20 protein-coding genes are annotated in these 15080 nt (G+C 67.5%); 11 read left to right on the forward strand and 9 right to left on the reverse strand.

The features are described 5' to 3' along the window. Positions 1 to 28 precede the first annotated feature (28 nt). The 11 genes from FIP57_RS24595 to FIP57_RS22560 all read left to right on the forward strand — a co-directional run bounded on the left by FIP57_RS24595 (position 29) and on the right by FIP57_RS22560 (position 8254). Complete coding sequence (locus tag FIP57_RS24595; RefSeq protein ID WP_420846725.1) at positions 29 to 229, forward strand: DUF6011 domain-containing protein; 201 nt, start codon at positions 29 to 31, stop codon at positions 227 to 229. Continuing rightward, the gene (locus tag FIP57_RS22515; protein ID WP_148576046.1) at positions 226 to 498 is read left to right on the forward strand and encodes a hypothetical protein; all 273 of its coding nucleotides are present in this window, start codon (positions 226 to 228) and stop codon (positions 496 to 498) included. The genes FIP57_RS24595 and FIP57_RS22515 overlap by 4 nt, the downstream gene beginning before the upstream one ends. Before the next feature lie 11 nt (positions 499 to 509). Beyond that, on the forward strand, positions 510 to 728 hold the full coding sequence (locus FIP57_RS22520) for a hypothetical protein (protein ID WP_148576049.1): 219 nt from the start codon (positions 510 to 512) through the stop codon (positions 726 to 728). Next, positions 725 to 1807 carry an AAA family ATPase gene (locus FIP57_RS22525; RefSeq protein ID WP_203231421.1) on the forward strand — a complete coding sequence of 361 codons (1083 nt, stop codon included), beginning with the start codon at positions 725 to 727 and terminating at the stop codon, positions 1805 to 1807. The genes FIP57_RS22520 and FIP57_RS22525 overlap by 4 nt, the downstream gene beginning before the upstream one ends. Positions 1808 to 2116: 309 nt before the next feature. After that, positions 2117 to 2488, forward strand: coding sequence for a helix-turn-helix domain-containing protein (locus FIP57_RS22530; RefSeq protein WP_162529940.1), 372 nt, complete (start codon positions 2117 to 2119; stop codon positions 2486 to 2488). Beyond that, positions 2485 to 2799 carry a hypothetical protein gene (locus FIP57_RS22535; protein ID WP_148576053.1) on the forward strand — a complete coding sequence of 105 codons (315 nt, stop codon included), beginning with the start codon at positions 2485 to 2487 and terminating at the stop codon, positions 2797 to 2799. The genes FIP57_RS22530 and FIP57_RS22535 overlap by 4 nt, the downstream gene beginning before the upstream one ends. A gap of 2 nt (positions 2800 to 2801) precedes the next feature. Beyond that, on the forward strand, positions 2802 to 3419 hold the full coding sequence (locus FIP57_RS22540; protein ID WP_148576055.1) for a hypothetical protein: 618 nt from the start codon (positions 2802 to 2804) through the stop codon (positions 3417 to 3419). 213 nt (positions 3420 to 3632) lie between these two features. Beyond that, positions 3633 to 3992 carry a hypothetical protein gene (locus tag FIP57_RS22545; protein ID WP_148576058.1) on the forward strand — a complete coding sequence of 120 codons (360 nt, stop codon included), beginning with the start codon at positions 3633 to 3635 and terminating at the stop codon, positions 3990 to 3992. Next, complete coding sequence (locus FIP57_RS22550) at positions 3985 to 4236, forward strand: hypothetical protein (RefSeq protein ID WP_148576060.1); 252 nt, start codon at positions 3985 to 3987, stop codon at positions 4234 to 4236. The genes FIP57_RS22545 and FIP57_RS22550 overlap by 8 nt, the downstream gene beginning before the upstream one ends. Position 4237: 1 nt before the next feature. After that, positions 4238 to 6985, forward strand: coding sequence for a phage tail tape measure protein (locus FIP57_RS23465; protein WP_162529941.1), 2748 nt, complete (start codon positions 4238 to 4240; stop codon positions 6983 to 6985). Between the two features lie 81 nt (positions 6986 to 7066). Further along, positions 7067 to 8254, forward strand: coding sequence for a hypothetical protein (locus FIP57_RS22560; protein WP_148576062.1), 1188 nt, complete (start codon positions 7067 to 7069; stop codon positions 8252 to 8254). Here FIP57_RS22560 and FIP57_RS22565 read toward each other — a convergent pair. The 9 genes from FIP57_RS22565 to FIP57_RS22605 form a co-directional block, all read right to left on the reverse strand. Then, a complete protein-coding gene (locus FIP57_RS22565; protein ID WP_148576064.1) occupies positions 8251 to 8448 on the reverse strand; it encodes a hypothetical protein in 198 nt (65 codons plus the stop codon). The two genes, FIP57_RS22560 and FIP57_RS22565, sit on opposite strands and share 4 nt — an antisense overlap. A gap of 1961 nt (positions 8449 to 10409) precedes the next feature. Next, positions 10410 to 10694: a hypothetical protein gene (locus tag FIP57_RS22575; protein ID WP_148576066.1), complete on the reverse strand. Its 285-nt coding sequence runs from the start codon at positions 10692 to 10694 to the stop codon at positions 10410 to 10412. Further along, entirely contained in the window at positions 10639 to 10836 is a 198-nt protein-coding gene (locus FIP57_RS22580) for a helix-turn-helix domain-containing protein (protein ID WP_148576096.1), read from the reverse strand. The genes FIP57_RS22575 and FIP57_RS22580 overlap by 56 nt, the downstream gene beginning before the upstream one ends. Positions 10837 to 10974: 138 nt before the next feature. Continuing rightward, complete coding sequence (locus FIP57_RS22585) at positions 10975 to 11580, reverse strand: NYN domain-containing protein (RefSeq protein ID WP_148576067.1); 606 nt, start codon at positions 11578 to 11580, stop codon at positions 10975 to 10977. A 620-nt stretch (positions 11581 to 12200) separates the two neighbouring features. Continuing rightward, entirely contained in the window at positions 12201 to 12479 is a 279-nt protein-coding gene (locus tag FIP57_RS22590) for a hypothetical protein (protein WP_148576069.1), read from the reverse strand. 48 nt (positions 12480 to 12527) lie between these two features. After that, positions 12528 to 13352 (reverse strand): hypothetical protein, encoded by an 825-nt coding sequence (locus tag FIP57_RS22595; protein ID WP_148576071.1) that lies wholly within the window; start codon positions 13350 to 13352, stop codon positions 12528 to 12530. A 181-nt stretch (positions 13353 to 13533) separates the two neighbouring features. Then, positions 13534 to 13689, reverse strand: coding sequence for a hypothetical protein (locus FIP57_RS23470; protein ID WP_162529942.1), 156 nt, complete (start codon positions 13687 to 13689; stop codon positions 13534 to 13536). A gap of 11 nt (positions 13690 to 13700) precedes the next feature. Further along, positions 13701 to 14003 (reverse strand): hypothetical protein, encoded by a 303-nt coding sequence (locus FIP57_RS22600; RefSeq protein ID WP_148576074.1) that lies wholly within the window; start codon positions 14001 to 14003, stop codon positions 13701 to 13703. Next, positions 14000 to 14521, reverse strand: a complete 522-nt coding sequence (locus FIP57_RS22605) for a hypothetical protein (RefSeq protein WP_148576076.1) — start codon at positions 14519 to 14521, stop codon at positions 14000 to 14002. Before FIP57_RS22605 ends, FIP57_RS22600 begins: the two co-directional genes overlap by 4 nt. Between the last annotated feature and the right edge of the window lie 559 nt (positions 14522 to 15080).

A 15080-nucleotide genomic window follows, 5' to 3' on the forward strand; every position in this document is an offset into this window, starting at 1 on the left:
GCCGAGCTCGCCGAGGCGGGTGACGCCGATGTTGCCTGAGAACCCAGGAAACAGTGAGCGCCCCGGTCGGGCAACCGAGGCGCTGGATGTCACTGCTGGCGAAGCGGACGACGACATTCTAGAGCGATGCCGCCGGTGCGGCCATGTCCTGGTGGTCGAGTCGTCGATTCGTTTGGGCGTCGGTCCCGTCTGCCGCCGGCTCGAAATCGCTGAAGCGGTGGTCGCATGATCGCCGGCTGCCTCTATGTAGACCTCACCCGCGAGCCGGACGTCTACGGCAGCGGCGATCGCCAAGCGCTCGACGTCCTCGAGCGTTGCCCGGACGGCGCCCGCGTCGTGGTGGATATCGGCCGTCGCGAGTTCGTGACGCAGGACGTTGCTCTCTGGCTCCACAACCACGACCACCGGCTCTCGATCGAGATCCGTGGGGAGAGTCCTGAGGCCATCCGGCGCTTCGTGTCGGCTGCGCGCGCAGGCGACTGGTCGGTGGTCGCGTGAGCCGCCGCCGAGTGACCGTCCTGGAGCGCGGGAGCACGATCGTCGTCCGCGGGTGGCGCGTCGGTGACCTACTGACTGAGGCCGGGCTCCGTCCCGTGTTCAACGGGATTGCAGGCGGGTTCGTGTTGGACGCCGATCGGCTGCCTGACGTCGTGGCCGCGCTCGAGTACCGCAACTTGCCGGTCGCCATCGTGCCTCAAGTCCCCGGTGGCCCGGGTGATGCCGCATGACTGGCGTGGGCTACGACGACTTCCCCGACGTGGAGGTCTCACCACCGGGAGAGCCGGTCTTTCGCCGCTCCTGGCGTCCGGTGAACCTGGGTGAGGTGCTTGAGGGGTCCTGGCGGCCCCCAGCGCCCACTGTGGGGCGCAGGGCGGACGGCGTGGGGCTGTTCTACCCGGGGAAGCTGCATACCGTCTCCAGCGAGTCCGAGGGCGGCAAAACCTGGTTCATGCTCTCGGTGGTCCTCGACGAGCTCGGCCGCGGCAACAACGTGGTCTACGTCGACTTCGAGGACGACGAGGGCGGCATCGTCGGGCGGCTACTGACCCTCGGCGCGGACCGTGACGCCCTGTTGCGGCGGTTCCACTACGTCCGTCCCGACGACGCCCTCGGCGGGGGAGTGCATCTCGACGACTTCGTCACGCTGCTACGAGACACCCGGCCAACACTCGGTGTGGTCGACGGGGTCACGGAGGCGATGACGCTGCATGGGTGGTCGCCGAACGACAACTCGGACGTGGCGAAGTTCGGCCGGATGCTGCCGCGCCGGCTCGCAGCGGCAGGGGCCGCGTCGGTGTCGCTGGACCACGTCACCAAGTCGAACGAGACGCGGGGCCGCTACAGCCTCGGAGCGGTGCACAAACTCAACGGCCTCGACGGCGCCGCCTACGTGCTGGAGAACCGCACCTCGTTCGGCGTCGGGCTGACCGGCCGCTCGACGGTCCGGATCGCGAAGGACCGTCCGGGGCAGCTCCGCAAGCACGCACTGGCGTCGTCGGGTGGTCTGCACTGGATGGGTGACCTAGTCCTGACCTCGCACAGTGAGGCGTTCGCCGAGGTGGAGATCGTGGCACCGATCGAGACGACGTCGACCGAGTTCCGGCCCACCCATCTCATGGGCGAGATCTGCGCGGTCCTCGAGAAGCACGGACCGCTCTCCGGCGCCAAGATCGAGGCGCTCGTCAAGGGCAAGGCGTCCAGCATCAGGACCGCCAAGACCCTGCTCCAAGTCGACGGCTACGTGTCTGACGGGTCGCCGCACGCTCTGTTGCGACCTTGGGATGGCGGTGGCATCGGTGATGCGTGAAACGGGAAATCTTGCGGTTGGCGACCTCGTCCCCGCGCAGGGACGAGGTGTGGAAGCCGAGTCCGACGCCCTACGCCGCAAATCTTTCGGCCAAGCGTCTCTTCTGGGCCTTTCGCTGGCCAGAACGTCACCTCGTCCCCTCGTCCCGACCTCGTCCCATCTCGTCCCGGACGGGGGTCACCCACCCTCGTCCCTCGTCCCCCTCCCTAAGGGGGGACGAGGACGAGGTAGTGACAGCCGCGACCGCGAGGAGCTGTACCTCGTCCCTCGTCCCGGACGGGCGGTGACCCCATGACTTCGGTGCATTGCGTGGACCGCGAACTCGCCGGACACCTGGCGGTTGCGCTGCGGCGTCATCGGCAGTGGGCCGCACGCCAGGCGGTGCGTGTGCCGGAAGGCTTCCTCGATGTGGAGCGGATGTTCAGTTTGCGGGCCACTGAGGGTCAGGGCGGGACAGCGCTGGAGCGGTTGTGGGAGTTCCGTGAGGCTCGGGTCATGAGCCCGCAACTGCTGACGTACGAGGCCGCTGCCGCGGTGCTGTCGGTTTCGGTGCGGACGGTGAAGCGGCTGGTGCAGGAGGCCGTGCTGCCGGTGGTTCGCGTCGGGGAGATGCCTCGCATTCGCGTGGTTGACCTCGATGCCTACGTGGCCGGGCTCGAGACCGAGAGGAAGCCGGCGTGAAGATCGAGAACACCTACGACGAGGTGCTGTTCGCTGCGGTGCAGGCGGGGTTGGAGCCCGACGACTCCGACGTCGCTCAGGTTCGGGTTCCAGCGGGAGAGGATCCGCAGCAGTTCGCGGCATCGATCCGCTCGACTGCCAGCCGCATCGCCGCGTTCCGCAAGCAGGGCAATAACGGTGCTGCGCGGAAGCTGGCCGATGAAGCCCAGGCCGCCTACCTGGCGAAGTTCGAGCAGTTGATGCCGATCCCAGCCGGCCGTAACGACGACACCTCCCTCGCCGAGATCGGCGCGCGGATGTTCGGAAGGTGACCATGACGACGACTTACGAGGATCTCCGTCAGCGGATGCTGGACGGTGACGACACCATCACCGCCGCGCAGCTCGACAAGGCGCGACGTGATGCGGAGTTCGAGGAGCTGCAGCGCCAGGCTGCTGAGGCAGCCACGGAGCGCACCGCCGAGCAGCAGCGACAGGCGGCGATCGAGGTGCTGCGCGGCAGGGCCGAGGTTGCGCAGACCAGCGGTTTGAGCGAGATGCAGGCCGCGTACCGCAAGGCGCTCGAGGCGCTGCGTGCGCTCCGGGCGGGCATGGAGACGTACAACGCTGAGGCCGGTGCCATCGCCGGCATAGCCAAGAAGCTAGGGGCCTCGGACGTGGACACCCCGCGAGCCTTCGACGTCGCTCACGAGATGAGCCGTCTAGCCGAGCAGGCGAAGACCGACCGGCCGCACCGCGTCGGGCTGTTCACGCTGTCTCGCCTGGTCGATGCGGACTATCGGGCCGAAGCCGAGGAGGATGACGCACGACGCCGCGCGGTGGCGAAGGAGAACGAGCGTCAACGTCTTGCCGACCTTGAGCGACAGAGGGCCGAGCGTGAGGCGGAGCAGCAGCGCCTCGATCGGCTCCGTTACGCGAACGGCTTGCAGTGATGGTCACTCGGGCGTCAACGTCTCCGGCTGCAGTGCCGGATCGAAGCCGCCGAGGCACGCGACCTCCAGCCCTAGACCCGGCTGCGTCCGATGACTGTCGCGAGGGGTGGGGAGTGCCCCCTATGTCCGTTTCCAAAGGGACCGGGGCGATTAGCAATCGCCACTGAGGCAGGTTCCGAGCGCCGTTTTCGACGCCCCAAGGAGGCGCCCACCATGACCGATTCACGCGCGAAGCAGCCTCCGCCGGGGCTCAAGAAGCGCGGTCGGAGGCTCTGGAAACAGGTCCTTTCGACCTACGAACTGCGGCTCGACGAGTTGATTCTGCTCGAAACCGCATGCAAGACCGTTGACCTTCTCGACGACCTCGAGGCGGCGATGGACGGTCAGCCGCTCATCACTAAGGGCTCGATGGGGCAGGAGCGGGAGAACCCGCTGTTGTCCGAGGCTCGCCAGCAGCGCGCACACCTCAACCGCACGTTGGCGCAGCTCAAGCTTCCCGACGAGAGCACCGGCGCCCAGATCAACCACCAGCGCGCAGGCGGCCACGCACGATGGGCGCGGGCGCATGGCTGACCCGCTCGAGGCGCTCAGCGCCTACCCCGAACCCATCCTCGACCAACTCCACCGGATCGCCCGACTCGCCGCCGGCATGAGCGCTACCGAGAAGTCCGAGGCGCGCCGGTTCTTCGCCGCGCTCGTCCTCGAGTGGGCCGTCGCAGGACCAGATGACCAGATCCCGGCGGCCGAGATGGTCGGCGCGCTGGGTCAGATCGTGACCACGGCCGACGCGTTGGCCGCAACAAGGCAGGTGGCCTGACATGGGCGTTCGCAACGAGGCGGTGCGGCTCAGCCTCATCGACGACTTCAGTAGCGGCATGGCGAAGGCTGTCGCTCAGACGGCGCTCCTCAACCGCGAGCTGAACAGCCTTTCGGGCCAGTCGGTCGTCACGGCGCGAGTGTCCAAGAACTTCGCTCGGGACACCGACAGCATCGCGCGCTCAGCCAACAAGGCCGACACGAGCATCAACCAGCTCACGGGCCGGCTCCGCTTCATGGCGCAGGCCGCGGCCGCGCTCGGCCCCGGCCTCCTCCCGATCGGCGCCGTCGGGATCCCGGCCGTAACCGGGCTCGCCAACCAGCTCGGTGTCGCCGCGCTGGCGGGCGGTTCCCTCGTCCTGGCCTTCCAGGGCGTCGGAGACGCGCTCGAGGCGGTCAACGAGGCGTCCATCAACCCGACGGCCGAGAACCTCGAGAAGGCGCGCGAGGCCATGCAGCAGCTCTCCCCGGCCACGCAGGATCTCGTGACGCGCCTGCAGGAGCTCCGCCCCGCGATGCAGGCGCTCAGGGACGCCTCGGCAGAGGGCGCGTTCCCCGGGATCATCGCGATGTTCGACTCCCTCGAGACACGCGGCGACGAGGTCACGGCGATCTTCCACAACATCGCCTCCGCGGCCGGCGAGCTCGCAGCCGACGCGGGCGCCGACCTCGCCTCCGAGCGCTGGACGGCGTTCTTCGAGTTCCTGGCGACCGAGGCTCCCCGCACGCTCACCACGCTCGGTCAGACGATCGGCAACCTGACGCACGGGCTCGCCGAACTGTGGATGGCCTTCACGCCGCTCAACAACGACTTCTCCAACTGGATGCTCGACGCCTCTCGCAGCTTCGACGAGTGGGCCGCTGGTCTCTCGCAGACTGAGGGCTTCCAGGAGTTCGTCGCCTACGTCCGCGAGACCGGTCCGCAGGTGGCCGAGACGTTCGGCGCGATGGCCGAGGCCGTCATCCAGATCGCCCAGGCCGCCGCCCCTCTCGGCGGACCTGTTCTCGCTGGGCTCGAGGCGGTCGCCAACGTCGTCGCCACGATCGCCGACTCCGACCTCGGCGGCCCGATCATGGCCGGTGTCCTGGCGTGGGGCGTGTTGACCCGGGCGGTCGAGTCCTACAAGGCGGTCGCGGCATCTGCCTTCGGTCAGAAGTTCGGCAGAGTCGTCGGGTCGCTCACCGAGGTCACGACTGCCCAGGACCGGGCGCGCCAGTCCGCGGCTTCCCTGGCGACCCAGGCGGACCGAACGAGCCGGTCCCTGTCGCTGATCGGCAAGGGGCTGATGGCCGGCGGTGTCCTGGCGGCGCTGGGGCTCCTCGACGACGCCTTCGACGACCTGTTCAACCGTGACCTCGACACCTCGACCCTGAGCCGCAGCCTCGAGGCGTTCGCGGCCCGCGGCCAAGTGCTCGGCACGATCCGAGACGTCTGGGGCGCGGATCTCGCCGGGCTCAACAACGACCTCGACACCCTCGACAACAACTACGTCCGGTTCTTCGACACCCTCGCCCGTCCGCTGCCCGGCGACGGCACCGCCACCGAGCAGGCCGAGAGCAACTTCCGCAAGCTCGACGAGGCACTCGCCAGCCTCGTCGAGGGCGGCAACGCCGACCAGGCCGCCGCGATCTTCGACCAGCTCGCTTCCAAGGCGGCCGAGGGCGGCAACAGCGCGACGCAGCTCATGGGCCAGCTCGAGCAGTACGGCATCGCGCTCGAGAACGCCGGGGACTCCGCGAGCAACGTCAACGTCTCCTCGGCCAACGCCGTCGAGGGGATGATGGAGGTCAGTTCGGCCGCCCAGCGGGCCAGGGATCGTGTCGCCGCGCTGAACGCAGCGATGGAGGCCCTGAGCGGCTTCTTCGACAAGCGCGCTGCGATCCGCAACTACGAGGCCGCCCTCGACGACTTCCGCAAGGGGCTGCGCGAGACTGGCCGGTCGTTCGACGTCACCACCGCGAAGGGCCGCGAGAATCAAGCGCGTCTCGACGCCATCGGGCAGTCAGCGCTCCAGGTTGCTCAGAACCTGACCGGCATCCGCCGCGCTCGGTTCGTCGACAATGTCGTCGGCCAGTTGCAGCAGATGGCGAGCCAACTAAACGGGCCGGCCAAGCAGGCGGTTCTCGATGTCATCCGTGAGCTCAAGAACCTCGGCAACCAGAAGCCGAAGCCCAAGGTGAAGGTCGAGGGCGTCCCGGAGGCAATCTCCAGCGTCAACGCGGTCGAGAACGCGCTGGACCGTGTCGACGGCGACGTCGCCACGGCGCGCATCGTGACGATCCGCGAGACGCGCTTCACGACGAGCGGTTCGCCTAACGCTGCCCCCATCGGAGGGCCGGTCGTGGGTGAGAACGCGAATGGCGGCATCTACAAGGACGGCCTCCGCACGTTCGCTGATGGCGGCTGGGGGTCCGATGGCCGCTACTACGACCGCGTACCCCAGATCGTCAGGGGCGGCGCGAACATCCTCTGGGCCGAGCAGGAGACAGGCAAGGAGGCGTACATCAGCGCGAAGCGCGGGATGGAGGAGCGCAACATCGCCATCCTGAACGAGGCGGCGTCGTGGTTCGGCCTGGGGCTTCGTCGGTACGCGAACGGCGGGATCTCGGGCGGCTCGACGTCGACCATCGACAACTCGCGCCCCGTGTCGGTGGTCAACAACTTCAACGGGCCGACCTACGACCCCTTCGCCGTTGCTCGCGCGGTCGAGGAGAGGCAGCGTGACGCGGTCGCGCTGATGAGCGTCTGACCGGGGCCCCGGCAGCGCAGCGGACAGAGCCGGGCGGATGCGGCGAACGGCTGCCTTGACACGCCTGGCAGCCTGCAGTTCGTGACTCGACTGCCAATCTTCGATGCCAAGGAACGCACCAGCACTGAGGCGGGACGTCATAGCGAGTCGACGTATGCGTTCCTCGACCGAATCGCTGGACAGCACTGGGCAGCCGCACGCGAGCTCATGCAGGCTTGGGCCGACCGCGTAGTTACCGATGAGGACTATCACGACTTGCGGGCCCGGCTCCGCTCGAAGGACGACTACCAGTTCCGCAGCGCGTTCCTTGAGCTCTATGTGCATGAGTGCCTGCTCGAAGCCGGATACGACGTAACGGTCCATCCCCAGCTTGAGGGCACAAGCCGACGCCCTGACTTCCTCGCCGTTCGCGGCGATGAGCGGATCTACTTCGAGGCCATAGCGCCAGGCGTGGCGCCGGCAGACCAAGCTGCCGCGTCTCGGCGAGGTGTCTTGTTCGACACCGTCAACCGGCTCGCCGACCCGAACTTCAATCTGTGGCTCGATGACCTCGTGGAAGGCGCCAGCCCACCCTCGGCAGCGAAGCTCCGCCAGGAACTCGGCAAGTGGTTGAGTCAACTCAACCCGGACGACTACCCGCGCTTGGAGGAAGCGCCGGAGTATCGCTGGCAGCGGGACGACTGGGCTGCAACCTTCAAGGCGATGCCGAAGGCGAAGCATGCAAGGGGCCCTGTTGAGCCGGGTGACCGAGCCATCGGTGTCTACGCGCACGAACCCGTGCGGATGATCAACGACGCGCCAGCGATCCGCGACGCGCTGGCAACGAAGCAGAGCGCCTATGGAGACGTCGGAGCGCCCTTCTGCATCGTCGTGGGCATGTACATCTGGGACACGGACCACCACCACTCGACCAATGCGTTGTACGGCCACGAAGGCGTGCAGTTCGGGGAAACGCTGGAGGGTGCCCGTATTAGTCGCTTGGTGAGGGAGCCAAACGGCTTCTTCGGGGCTCCTCCGATGTGGGCGCACCGGAACGTCTCGGGGGTTCTGCTGGTGAACCAGCTGCAGCCGTACTCAGTGCCCCGTGCGGATGTGACCTTCTGGCGGCATCCCGACCCGCACCATGACCTGCCTGCAGACTTCAGCCCGCCGGGAGTGACGGTCGAGCTCGTTGACGGAGTGATCACCGAGACTGAGCCCCGAAGCGGCTATGACTTCTTCCGGCTCCCTGAACCGTGGCCGCCGGGTGAGGCTTGGCCGGACGACTAGGCGCCCGACCGAATCCTCGGCTCCTCGAACCACCCAACATAGGTCTCCGAGACGGCGACTGTGTATCGCACCCAGCCCTGCCAGACGCCCTCGACCTTCCGCTCCACCTCGAGCGTGCCCTCGACCCAGAGGCCGTCGTCGAGCTGCACCTGGACGGGGCGGACGTTGTCGGGGCGGAGGTCGACGTAGGTCATAGCGGGAGCGTAGGGCCCAGCTTCGACGGTCAGAGGTGCTTGGGAGCGGATGGGTAGCGAGCGCGGAAATCTGCGTCAGACAACTGTTCGAACGGTTGGCCGCCGAACCACTGTGAGCCGTGCGCGTCCCACAGCCAGTCCCCCCCGTCTGGCGCCTCCCAAGGGGTCCACGTTCCGTCGCCCTTCGGGGGCTTCGGCGAGTATCGCCCGGCGATCATTCGGGCCAGCGGAGGCACAACGATTGGCAGATAGGCATCGGCGCGAGCCCGGAAGTGCCTGCGGTTCTGCCCTGTGAGAGATGTTCGACTCGTCCTCGCTAGGACTTCGGCAAGCGCGTCGCGAACCACTGCCAGGTCTTCAGCGGGCAGCCACATGGGCGGGGGTTTCCTCGTCATGTCAACAACCCTTCATGGGCGGATCACCGCTCGCAACCCGCCCGAGCACGGGGTAATGACGGCGCATTAGTGCACTGGTGGCACCAGCGGCGACGTGCAAAAGGGCGCGTCTAGACAGGCATGAGCGAGCCCCACGCCGACGGGGGAGACGACGCGGGGCTCACAGTCCAGTGTCGGATGCCGCGCAATGGGACTTGAAGCTCGCCAGAGCCTCGGCGTTCGCTGCTTGAGTCGCAGAGGATGGCGACCGGACGTCACCGCCGCGGGCGTCCGGCTTCGAGGCGGGTCTCCCCTTCGATCCCTGGGTCGGCGGACGCCTCGGCGCTCTCGGGTGCGCCGAAGCGTCCGCCCCCGTGAGAACAGCGCCGTGGGGGGTCGGGCGCCGCTTCCGACCTCGAAGGTAAAGGACCGGCTTGCAGGCTTCTAGGAGCCGATAGTCCTGAACTGAGTACGCCTGATGTCCGTCAACGGAACTTTGTTGCATACCCCCACCAATTTCGGTACACATGACGGCAGCGCCCCAAGAGGGCGATGTGGTGAGTCTCGGCGGGTGCAGCCACCGGGGGGATGGCGCATCTGCGTCTCCCAGCGGGATGAGCCGCCATGGATTCCCGCACCGGTCCCCGTGTGCGGGAATCCATCGGGCGTGATCCGCCCAATAGCCCCCTGGCCTTACCGACGGGTAGCCGCAAACATCAGTCACACGCGCCACAGGCGGCTTCGGTCTGCTCGATTCAACTGGGCATGGGAGGACCAGGAACGCCATGAGCTGGTGCGCGACGACCCCTGCCTGCCACCCCACTCACCCCCAGGCAGGGGTCGTCCTCAACACCGCTGAGATTGCGTCCGTGCACGCTGACGGCGTAAGGGAGCGAAGTCCCGAACATCCGGGACCTGCCCGGGGCAGTCGACCGGGTGGGTGGGGTGGGGTAGGGGTGTCCCGGAGCGGCCAGCCCAAACCGCTTCCGCCGGACCTCGCGCATCGGCGCTCACTCTGCAACGATGCACTCGTGAGGTTCCGAGCGCTCCCACCCCGCCCCCCGTGGCGGGTGTGGTCACGGACGGAGAGCGCCTTCGATGGCTCACTCACCTCACCGGCAGCGCAAGGGCTGCCAGCTCTGTAAGCCCCACAAGAACCGCCGCAACGGCCGCGCAGCCCGCGAACCCTGGACGGTCCTTCGCAAGGTCGGGAAGAAGCGCCGTCTCCGGCGTGGTGACCTCGGCGACTTCGCCGACTGAGCATACGGCGGGCGGACCACGGACGCCGGCGGCTACTCTCCATGCGTGGGGCACGAACTAGGTGGAGATCCCGCCGTCGAGCTGCTGGACGAGGTCGCCGACCTCGACGAGCTCGCTCAATCGACGCACCAAGGTCGGGACGCGCGCCACTTCCGGCGCATCATCGCCGCCCGCAAGTCGTGGGAGACTGCCGACGCGGAACTGAGGTCTGCGGTCATCGCTGCCCGCAAAGCCGGCGACTCGTGGCTCGTGATCGGGGCCGCGCTCGGGACCTCCGCGGAGGCCGCGCGCGAGCGGTTCGATGTCGAAGCAGTCAGTCCTCGGAGGTCAGTCGAGCGCTCTGAGGATCAGCGATCGGACCAGCGTTGAGGGAGGGAGGCCGGCGAGGTTGGCCGCTCCTCGCAGGCGACGCATCTCGTCGGCAGTAAGCCGCACGGGTAGCACGTCGGCGGCGTGCTGGTTCGGCTGCGACACCTCGGTGCGCTCGGTGATCGGCGCATCCTTGTTCAGCTCGGACGCCTCGCCCTCCTCAGCAAGCAGCTGGTCGACGTCGGGCTCACTGTTCCTCATCGACGCCTCCGCTCGGCTCGTCGCTCTCACCATCGCGGCCATCGCGTCGCTCTCGCAACTCCCTTTCGGTCTCCTCGTAGGCGCGCTGGATGAACTCCTCGAGCGGCGATCGCTCGATCCGCCACTGACCCCGGCCGCCGAGCTTGATGGCCGGCAGGTCGCCGCGGCGGACGAGGGCGGTGATCTGGGCCTCGCTGGTGGCGCGCGCCGGACACGGACAGGCTGCCGCGGTGCGCGTGCTCCTCGGCGACCTGAGGGATCGTGAGAAAGCGGGTGGGTGAGTCGATCATGATTGAGACAAGAGCCGGGGGCTAGCGGCAGCTCACTTCCACTTGTCGGGCCGGTGGAAGGACTTTCCTGACGCTTTGCCCGGGACCGACTGCGGCAGTTGGGCCTGTCGGATCCGCCCCTTGCCGATGCTGAAGGAGGCGGGGAATTGCGTCTTGATGTCTTGACTGTGTCGGTTCGGCGGAAAGGCGAAGAGCACGAACAGCTTCGGGTTGATCCGCCTTGCGGCTCGTACTGCTGGAAGCAGGTCGCTGTCTGCGGTGACCATCAGCGCGGTGTCGCACGAGCCAGAAGCGGCGTCAGAGATCAACTCTGAGGCGATATTGACATCGGTCTCCTTCTCCTCGTACAGGGTGTAGGTGTGCCCGCATTTGCGGCATGTCCGAAGCTTGGATTGATAGCGGCCCTGGATGATCGTGACGTTCTGGCAATGCGATGTCAGCGCGTTCTGGTACGTCTGCTGGCGTGACGCCCCTCCGGGGTCGTTAAGCACCGGGGCCGTGAAGTACTTGACCCGGGTGAGTTGCGCCTGAGGGCGCAAAAGCGTGCCGAGCGCCTCAAGGTCTAGCCAGAGCCACTTGCAACGCGCCCAGTCATGCAATCCGTGGTACAGATTGAAGCCGTCGACGTACATGGTCATGCGCTGTACCAAGGCGTGCACCCCCCGTGCTACTGACGAGTAACTTAAGTCGGAGGTCATGACCTTCGACACGCCCCATTCGGTGGACACCAGTTGAGCGGTGTGCCTATATTTACACCAACCCCGCCACCACCGCGCCAACGGTGATGGCCCGACGGCCCCCACTCGTGGGGGCCGTTTTTGTCTCTCCGGACGTACCAGGGAGGTAGCCGTGGACCCGTCAGCCCCTCATGAAGGTCCGCCTCCGCGTCAGGTGTATCCGGGGACACGGGTGACGGGACATCAGCTCAACGTCTCGCCCACCCGAGCCTTCTGTCGGTGCGGGTGGTCCTGAGACCGTGAGGACGCTGACCTCGGCGGCCCTCACGACGCCGCGGCGGAGCACCTTCGTACCTGCTGGCCGCACATCCTAGAGCGAGGTAGAGGCGAAAACTGGCACGAGTTTGCAGACCGGCTGGCTCGCGAACACGATGCCGCCATCGTTAAGCGCGAGCGCATCTGGAAAGAGTTCGGCATGGGGCGGCCGACCCAGCCCGGGCACCCGCTGCCGACGATCCCTGCTGAGTGGGCGGCTGCCGACGACAGGGTAGAGGTGCTTGAGCAACAACTCGCAGAGGTGCTTAGGAAACTGGGACGCTCGCACTGAGGAGTTCGACAAGTCGGTCGACGAGTCCGCGCTCGGCCAACCTGCCCGCCTCGTCGTGGGTCGCGACTTGCGCCGTCGTTAGCACCGGGCGTCCGGCGAGCAACACCTCTCCGTGCCACCGTTCGGGCTGCCCGGCGTCCTCGCAGACCGCATAGATAGCGAAGCGAATCTCGCTGTGGTTCGACGCAACCGGGATCCGCGCGCCGGTCTTAATCTCGTGCCCGCCGATCCACTTACGGCTCTCGATGATCATGCGTTCGACCGTAATCGCGACCACCGACAACGGCCGCGGCGACCGTCATTACCGCGGCTCCGGAAAGTTCGCTTGCGTCAGCCCGCCCCGCGGTAGCTGTAGCTTCGTCCGGGGCTCGCTGGCCCGGTGGGCGTTCCAGGCGAGGATCGCGAGCGCCAGCGCCTCGGTCTCACTGACTCGGCCACCGCCGACGCGCATCTTGACGATGCGCGCCCTGAGCGTGGCGATCGGGTCGTCGGCTGCAAGTCCGTCGCCGTCGGCGAGGCGGGCGAGGAACCAGGCCGCGTCGTCGGTGTCGAGGTCGGAGAACAGCCAGTGGCAGAGGCCGAAGATGCTGGCCGGGAGCATCGCCTTGGAGGCGAGCTTGGTGGCGACGTCGGCTGAGGTGCGGATCCGCTGGTTGTCGGTGAGGAACTCGTTCATTTCGAGCGGGGTGGGGGAGAGGCTGCCGACCTTGGTCCGGTATCCGCGTTCCCATAGCAGCGCCCGGCGGGTGACCGCGGCGAGGACGGAGGTGTTCTCCTCGCCCTGTAGCCGTAGCGCGTCGGCGTAGGTGCGCTTGGCGCCCGCGTCGACGGTCGGCATCACCGACTCCGGGACGTTGCGGACCACGATCATCGGCACCGTCACATCCGCGACGATCACGGCGTTGAGGCGGTGCTGGCCGTCGAGAAGGTGCCCGCGGGTGTCGATCTTGATCGTCTCCCCGTTGAGGTGCCAGTGGCCGGCGACCATGTCGCGCGCGTAGGAGTCGATGACCGACTTCCGCAGGTTCCGGTTGCGGGCGTTCCGGGACAACCAGTCCTCGGCGGTGGCGGGGGAGACGTCGATGATCTCGACGGTGACGGCCGGGGCGTCGGTGGTGGTGGTCATGGGTTTCTCTCTGCTGGTCGGCGGGCCGATTGCCGATCTTTCGGCCCGAAAGATCGGCGCGGTAATGGAGATTCCTCCACTAGCGCGCGCTATTCCCGGATTCGGGAATAGTGGATGTGCCCGGCCCGGCGTCCCGGGGCGGGCGGTGATGGTGGGGAGCGGCCGGCGCGATGGCGGGTGGTCATGCCGATCCGTCCTGGCTCGAGGCGACTTGGTCTTTCGCGAGGGGGGCGGCGACCTCGTCCTTGCTGCTGAGGCGCAGTGTGGCCTGCAGCCGGCCAATAGTGATCACGCCGCCTGTCTCCACCGCCAGGCGCTCGAGCTCCGCGAGCGACACTCTGTGCCGCGTCATGACCGGGCCTCGTTCACGGCGGCCAGGATGCGGCGCGCGAACGCCTCAGCCTCGTCGAGCGGCATCGCCTCGAAAGGCGTGTCGATGTGCAAGAGCGGCGGGTCGGTCGGGTCGACGGTTCCGTCGACGTAGCTGCTGCGGGACAGCCGGATCGGCGCGTCTTCTGACCAGTGGATGACGAGGCCCTCGTGATTGGACAGCTCGGCGACATGCTCACTGGTCGGGATGACACACCATTCAGGGCAGACGATGGTCGGCGGCTCGGTGACCGCCACGACGTATCCGGCGACGGTGCTCATCCCCTCGCCTCCTTGACCAGGAACGTCAGGACGGCGATCAGGTCCTCGGTGTCGGCGATGGTAAGCCGGAGTCTGTTCTCTCGGACGTACTTGCCACGCGGGTAGTGGGACAGGTCGATCTTCACGATCGGCTCGGACTGACCGACCTGTTCCAGGTAGGACCGGACCGTCGCGGTCTCCACGTAGGAGGGGGTCTCATCGCTGGGCTCGCGTTGGTTGCGCACGCCGCGGTAAAGGCTCGCCACCGTCGTGGGCACGGGTTCCAGTCGGTGCGTGGCGGCCATCGGCGCGGCTTCGTCGACTTCGTGGGCCCAGTCATCGCCGTGGCGCGTCCAGCACCAGGTCGGGCACGGGTCCTTGTCCGGATGCGTGGACGCTTCGGCCCAGTAGTAGGTGGGCCGCACGCTCAGACGTTGCTGTAGGGCGACGTCGTCAGGCTCGAGGATGTCCTCGATCGGGCGGCTGCGACTGCCTGGCTGGGTGACGTCGCTTGCCGCGGGAACGTCTGTGGCGGTCATGGTGGTCCATCCCTTCGGTGCCCCTCACAGAGGGGGATTCGGGTTGCGAAGGATCGACCTCTCCGCGTCACTGAGCCGGTAGCACAAGGGTTCAGAGGTTCAGTCCTCATAATCCTTGGGTCGTGGGTTCGAGCCCCACCCGCCCTACCCCTTCTCCGGCCGACCCCCGTCCGTGACCTCGGAACCTTTGTCGCGGGCGGTTGGTCCCGTGCCACGCCGGGACGTGGCGCGGTAGCACTGGACCGGTCTAGGTTGCGAGTTTGTCGGGGTGGGGCCGGGTGCCACCTTGGCACTCGGGTCCTGTCGAGGGGGCAGGCCCTGCCACGCGGGGAGCGTGGTGCTGGGGGCGTTCGAGGTCTTTCCTGACCGGGGGACTGGGGGCGTGCCTGCTCGCACGAGTACACGGAGGAAAGACCCATGCGATACCGACGGGAGCGTGTCAACTTCGCTGTGTAAACGGCCGGACGGGGTTTCAGGCTCCCGCGGGCAGTCGCCCCGGGAAGTGCAGTTCGAACTGGTTGAGCGCGGCGGTCCAGTGCTGGCTGGCGGCGCCGCGCAT

Source organism: Nocardioides caldifontis (assembly GCF_008087345.1).
GTDB classification, from domain to species: domain Bacteria; phylum Actinomycetota; class Actinomycetes; order Propionibacteriales; family Nocardioidaceae; genus Marmoricola_A; species Marmoricola_A caldifontis.

Coding starts and splice junctions, on each gene's coding strand:
- FIP57_RS24595 (WP_420846725.1), top strand. CDS start 29: ATGTTGCCTGAGAACCCAGGAAACAGTGAGCGCCCCGGTCGGGCAACC.
- FIP57_RS22515 (WP_148576046.1), top strand. CDS start 226: ATGATCGCCGGCTGCCTCTATGTAGACCTCACCCGCGAGCCGGACGTC.
- FIP57_RS22525 (WP_203231421.1), top strand. CDS start 725: ATGACTGGCGTGGGCTACGACGACTTCCCCGACGTGGAGGTCTCACCA.
- FIP57_RS22540 (WP_148576055.1), top strand. CDS start 2,802: ATGACGACGACTTACGAGGATCTCCGTCAGCGGATGCTGGACGGTGAC.
- FIP57_RS22545 (WP_148576058.1), top strand. CDS start 3,633: ATGACCGATTCACGCGCGAAGCAGCCTCCGCCGGGGCTCAAGAAGCGC.
- FIP57_RS22550 (WP_148576060.1), top strand. CDS start 3,985: ATGGCTGACCCGCTCGAGGCGCTCAGCGCCTACCCCGAACCCATCCTC.
- FIP57_RS23465 (WP_162529941.1), top strand. CDS start 4,238: ATGGGCGTTCGCAACGAGGCGGTGCGGCTCAGCCTCATCGACGACTTC.
- FIP57_RS22565 (WP_148576064.1), bottom strand. CDS start 8,448: ATGACCTACGTCGACCTCCGCCCCGACAACGTCCGCCCCGTCCAGGTG.
- FIP57_RS22575 (WP_148576066.1), bottom strand. CDS start 10,694: ATGGCCGCGATGGTGAGAGCGACGAGCCGAGCGGAGGCGTCGATGAGG.
- FIP57_RS22585 (WP_148576067.1), bottom strand. CDS start 11,580: ATGACCATGTACGTCGACGGCTTCAATCTGTACCACGGATTGCATGAC.
- FIP57_RS22590 (WP_148576069.1), bottom strand. CDS start 12,479: ATGATCATCGAGAGCCGTAAGTGGATCGGCGGGCACGAGATTAAGACC.
- FIP57_RS22595 (WP_148576071.1), bottom strand. CDS start 13,352: ATGACCACCACCACCGACGCCCCGGCCGTCACCGTCGAGATCATCGAC.
- FIP57_RS22600 (WP_148576074.1), bottom strand. CDS start 14,003: ATGAGCACCGTCGCCGGATACGTCGTGGCGGTCACCGAGCCGCCGACC.
- FIP57_RS22605 (WP_148576076.1), bottom strand. CDS start 14,521: ATGACCGCCACAGACGTTCCCGCGGCAAGCGACGTCACCCAGCCAGGC.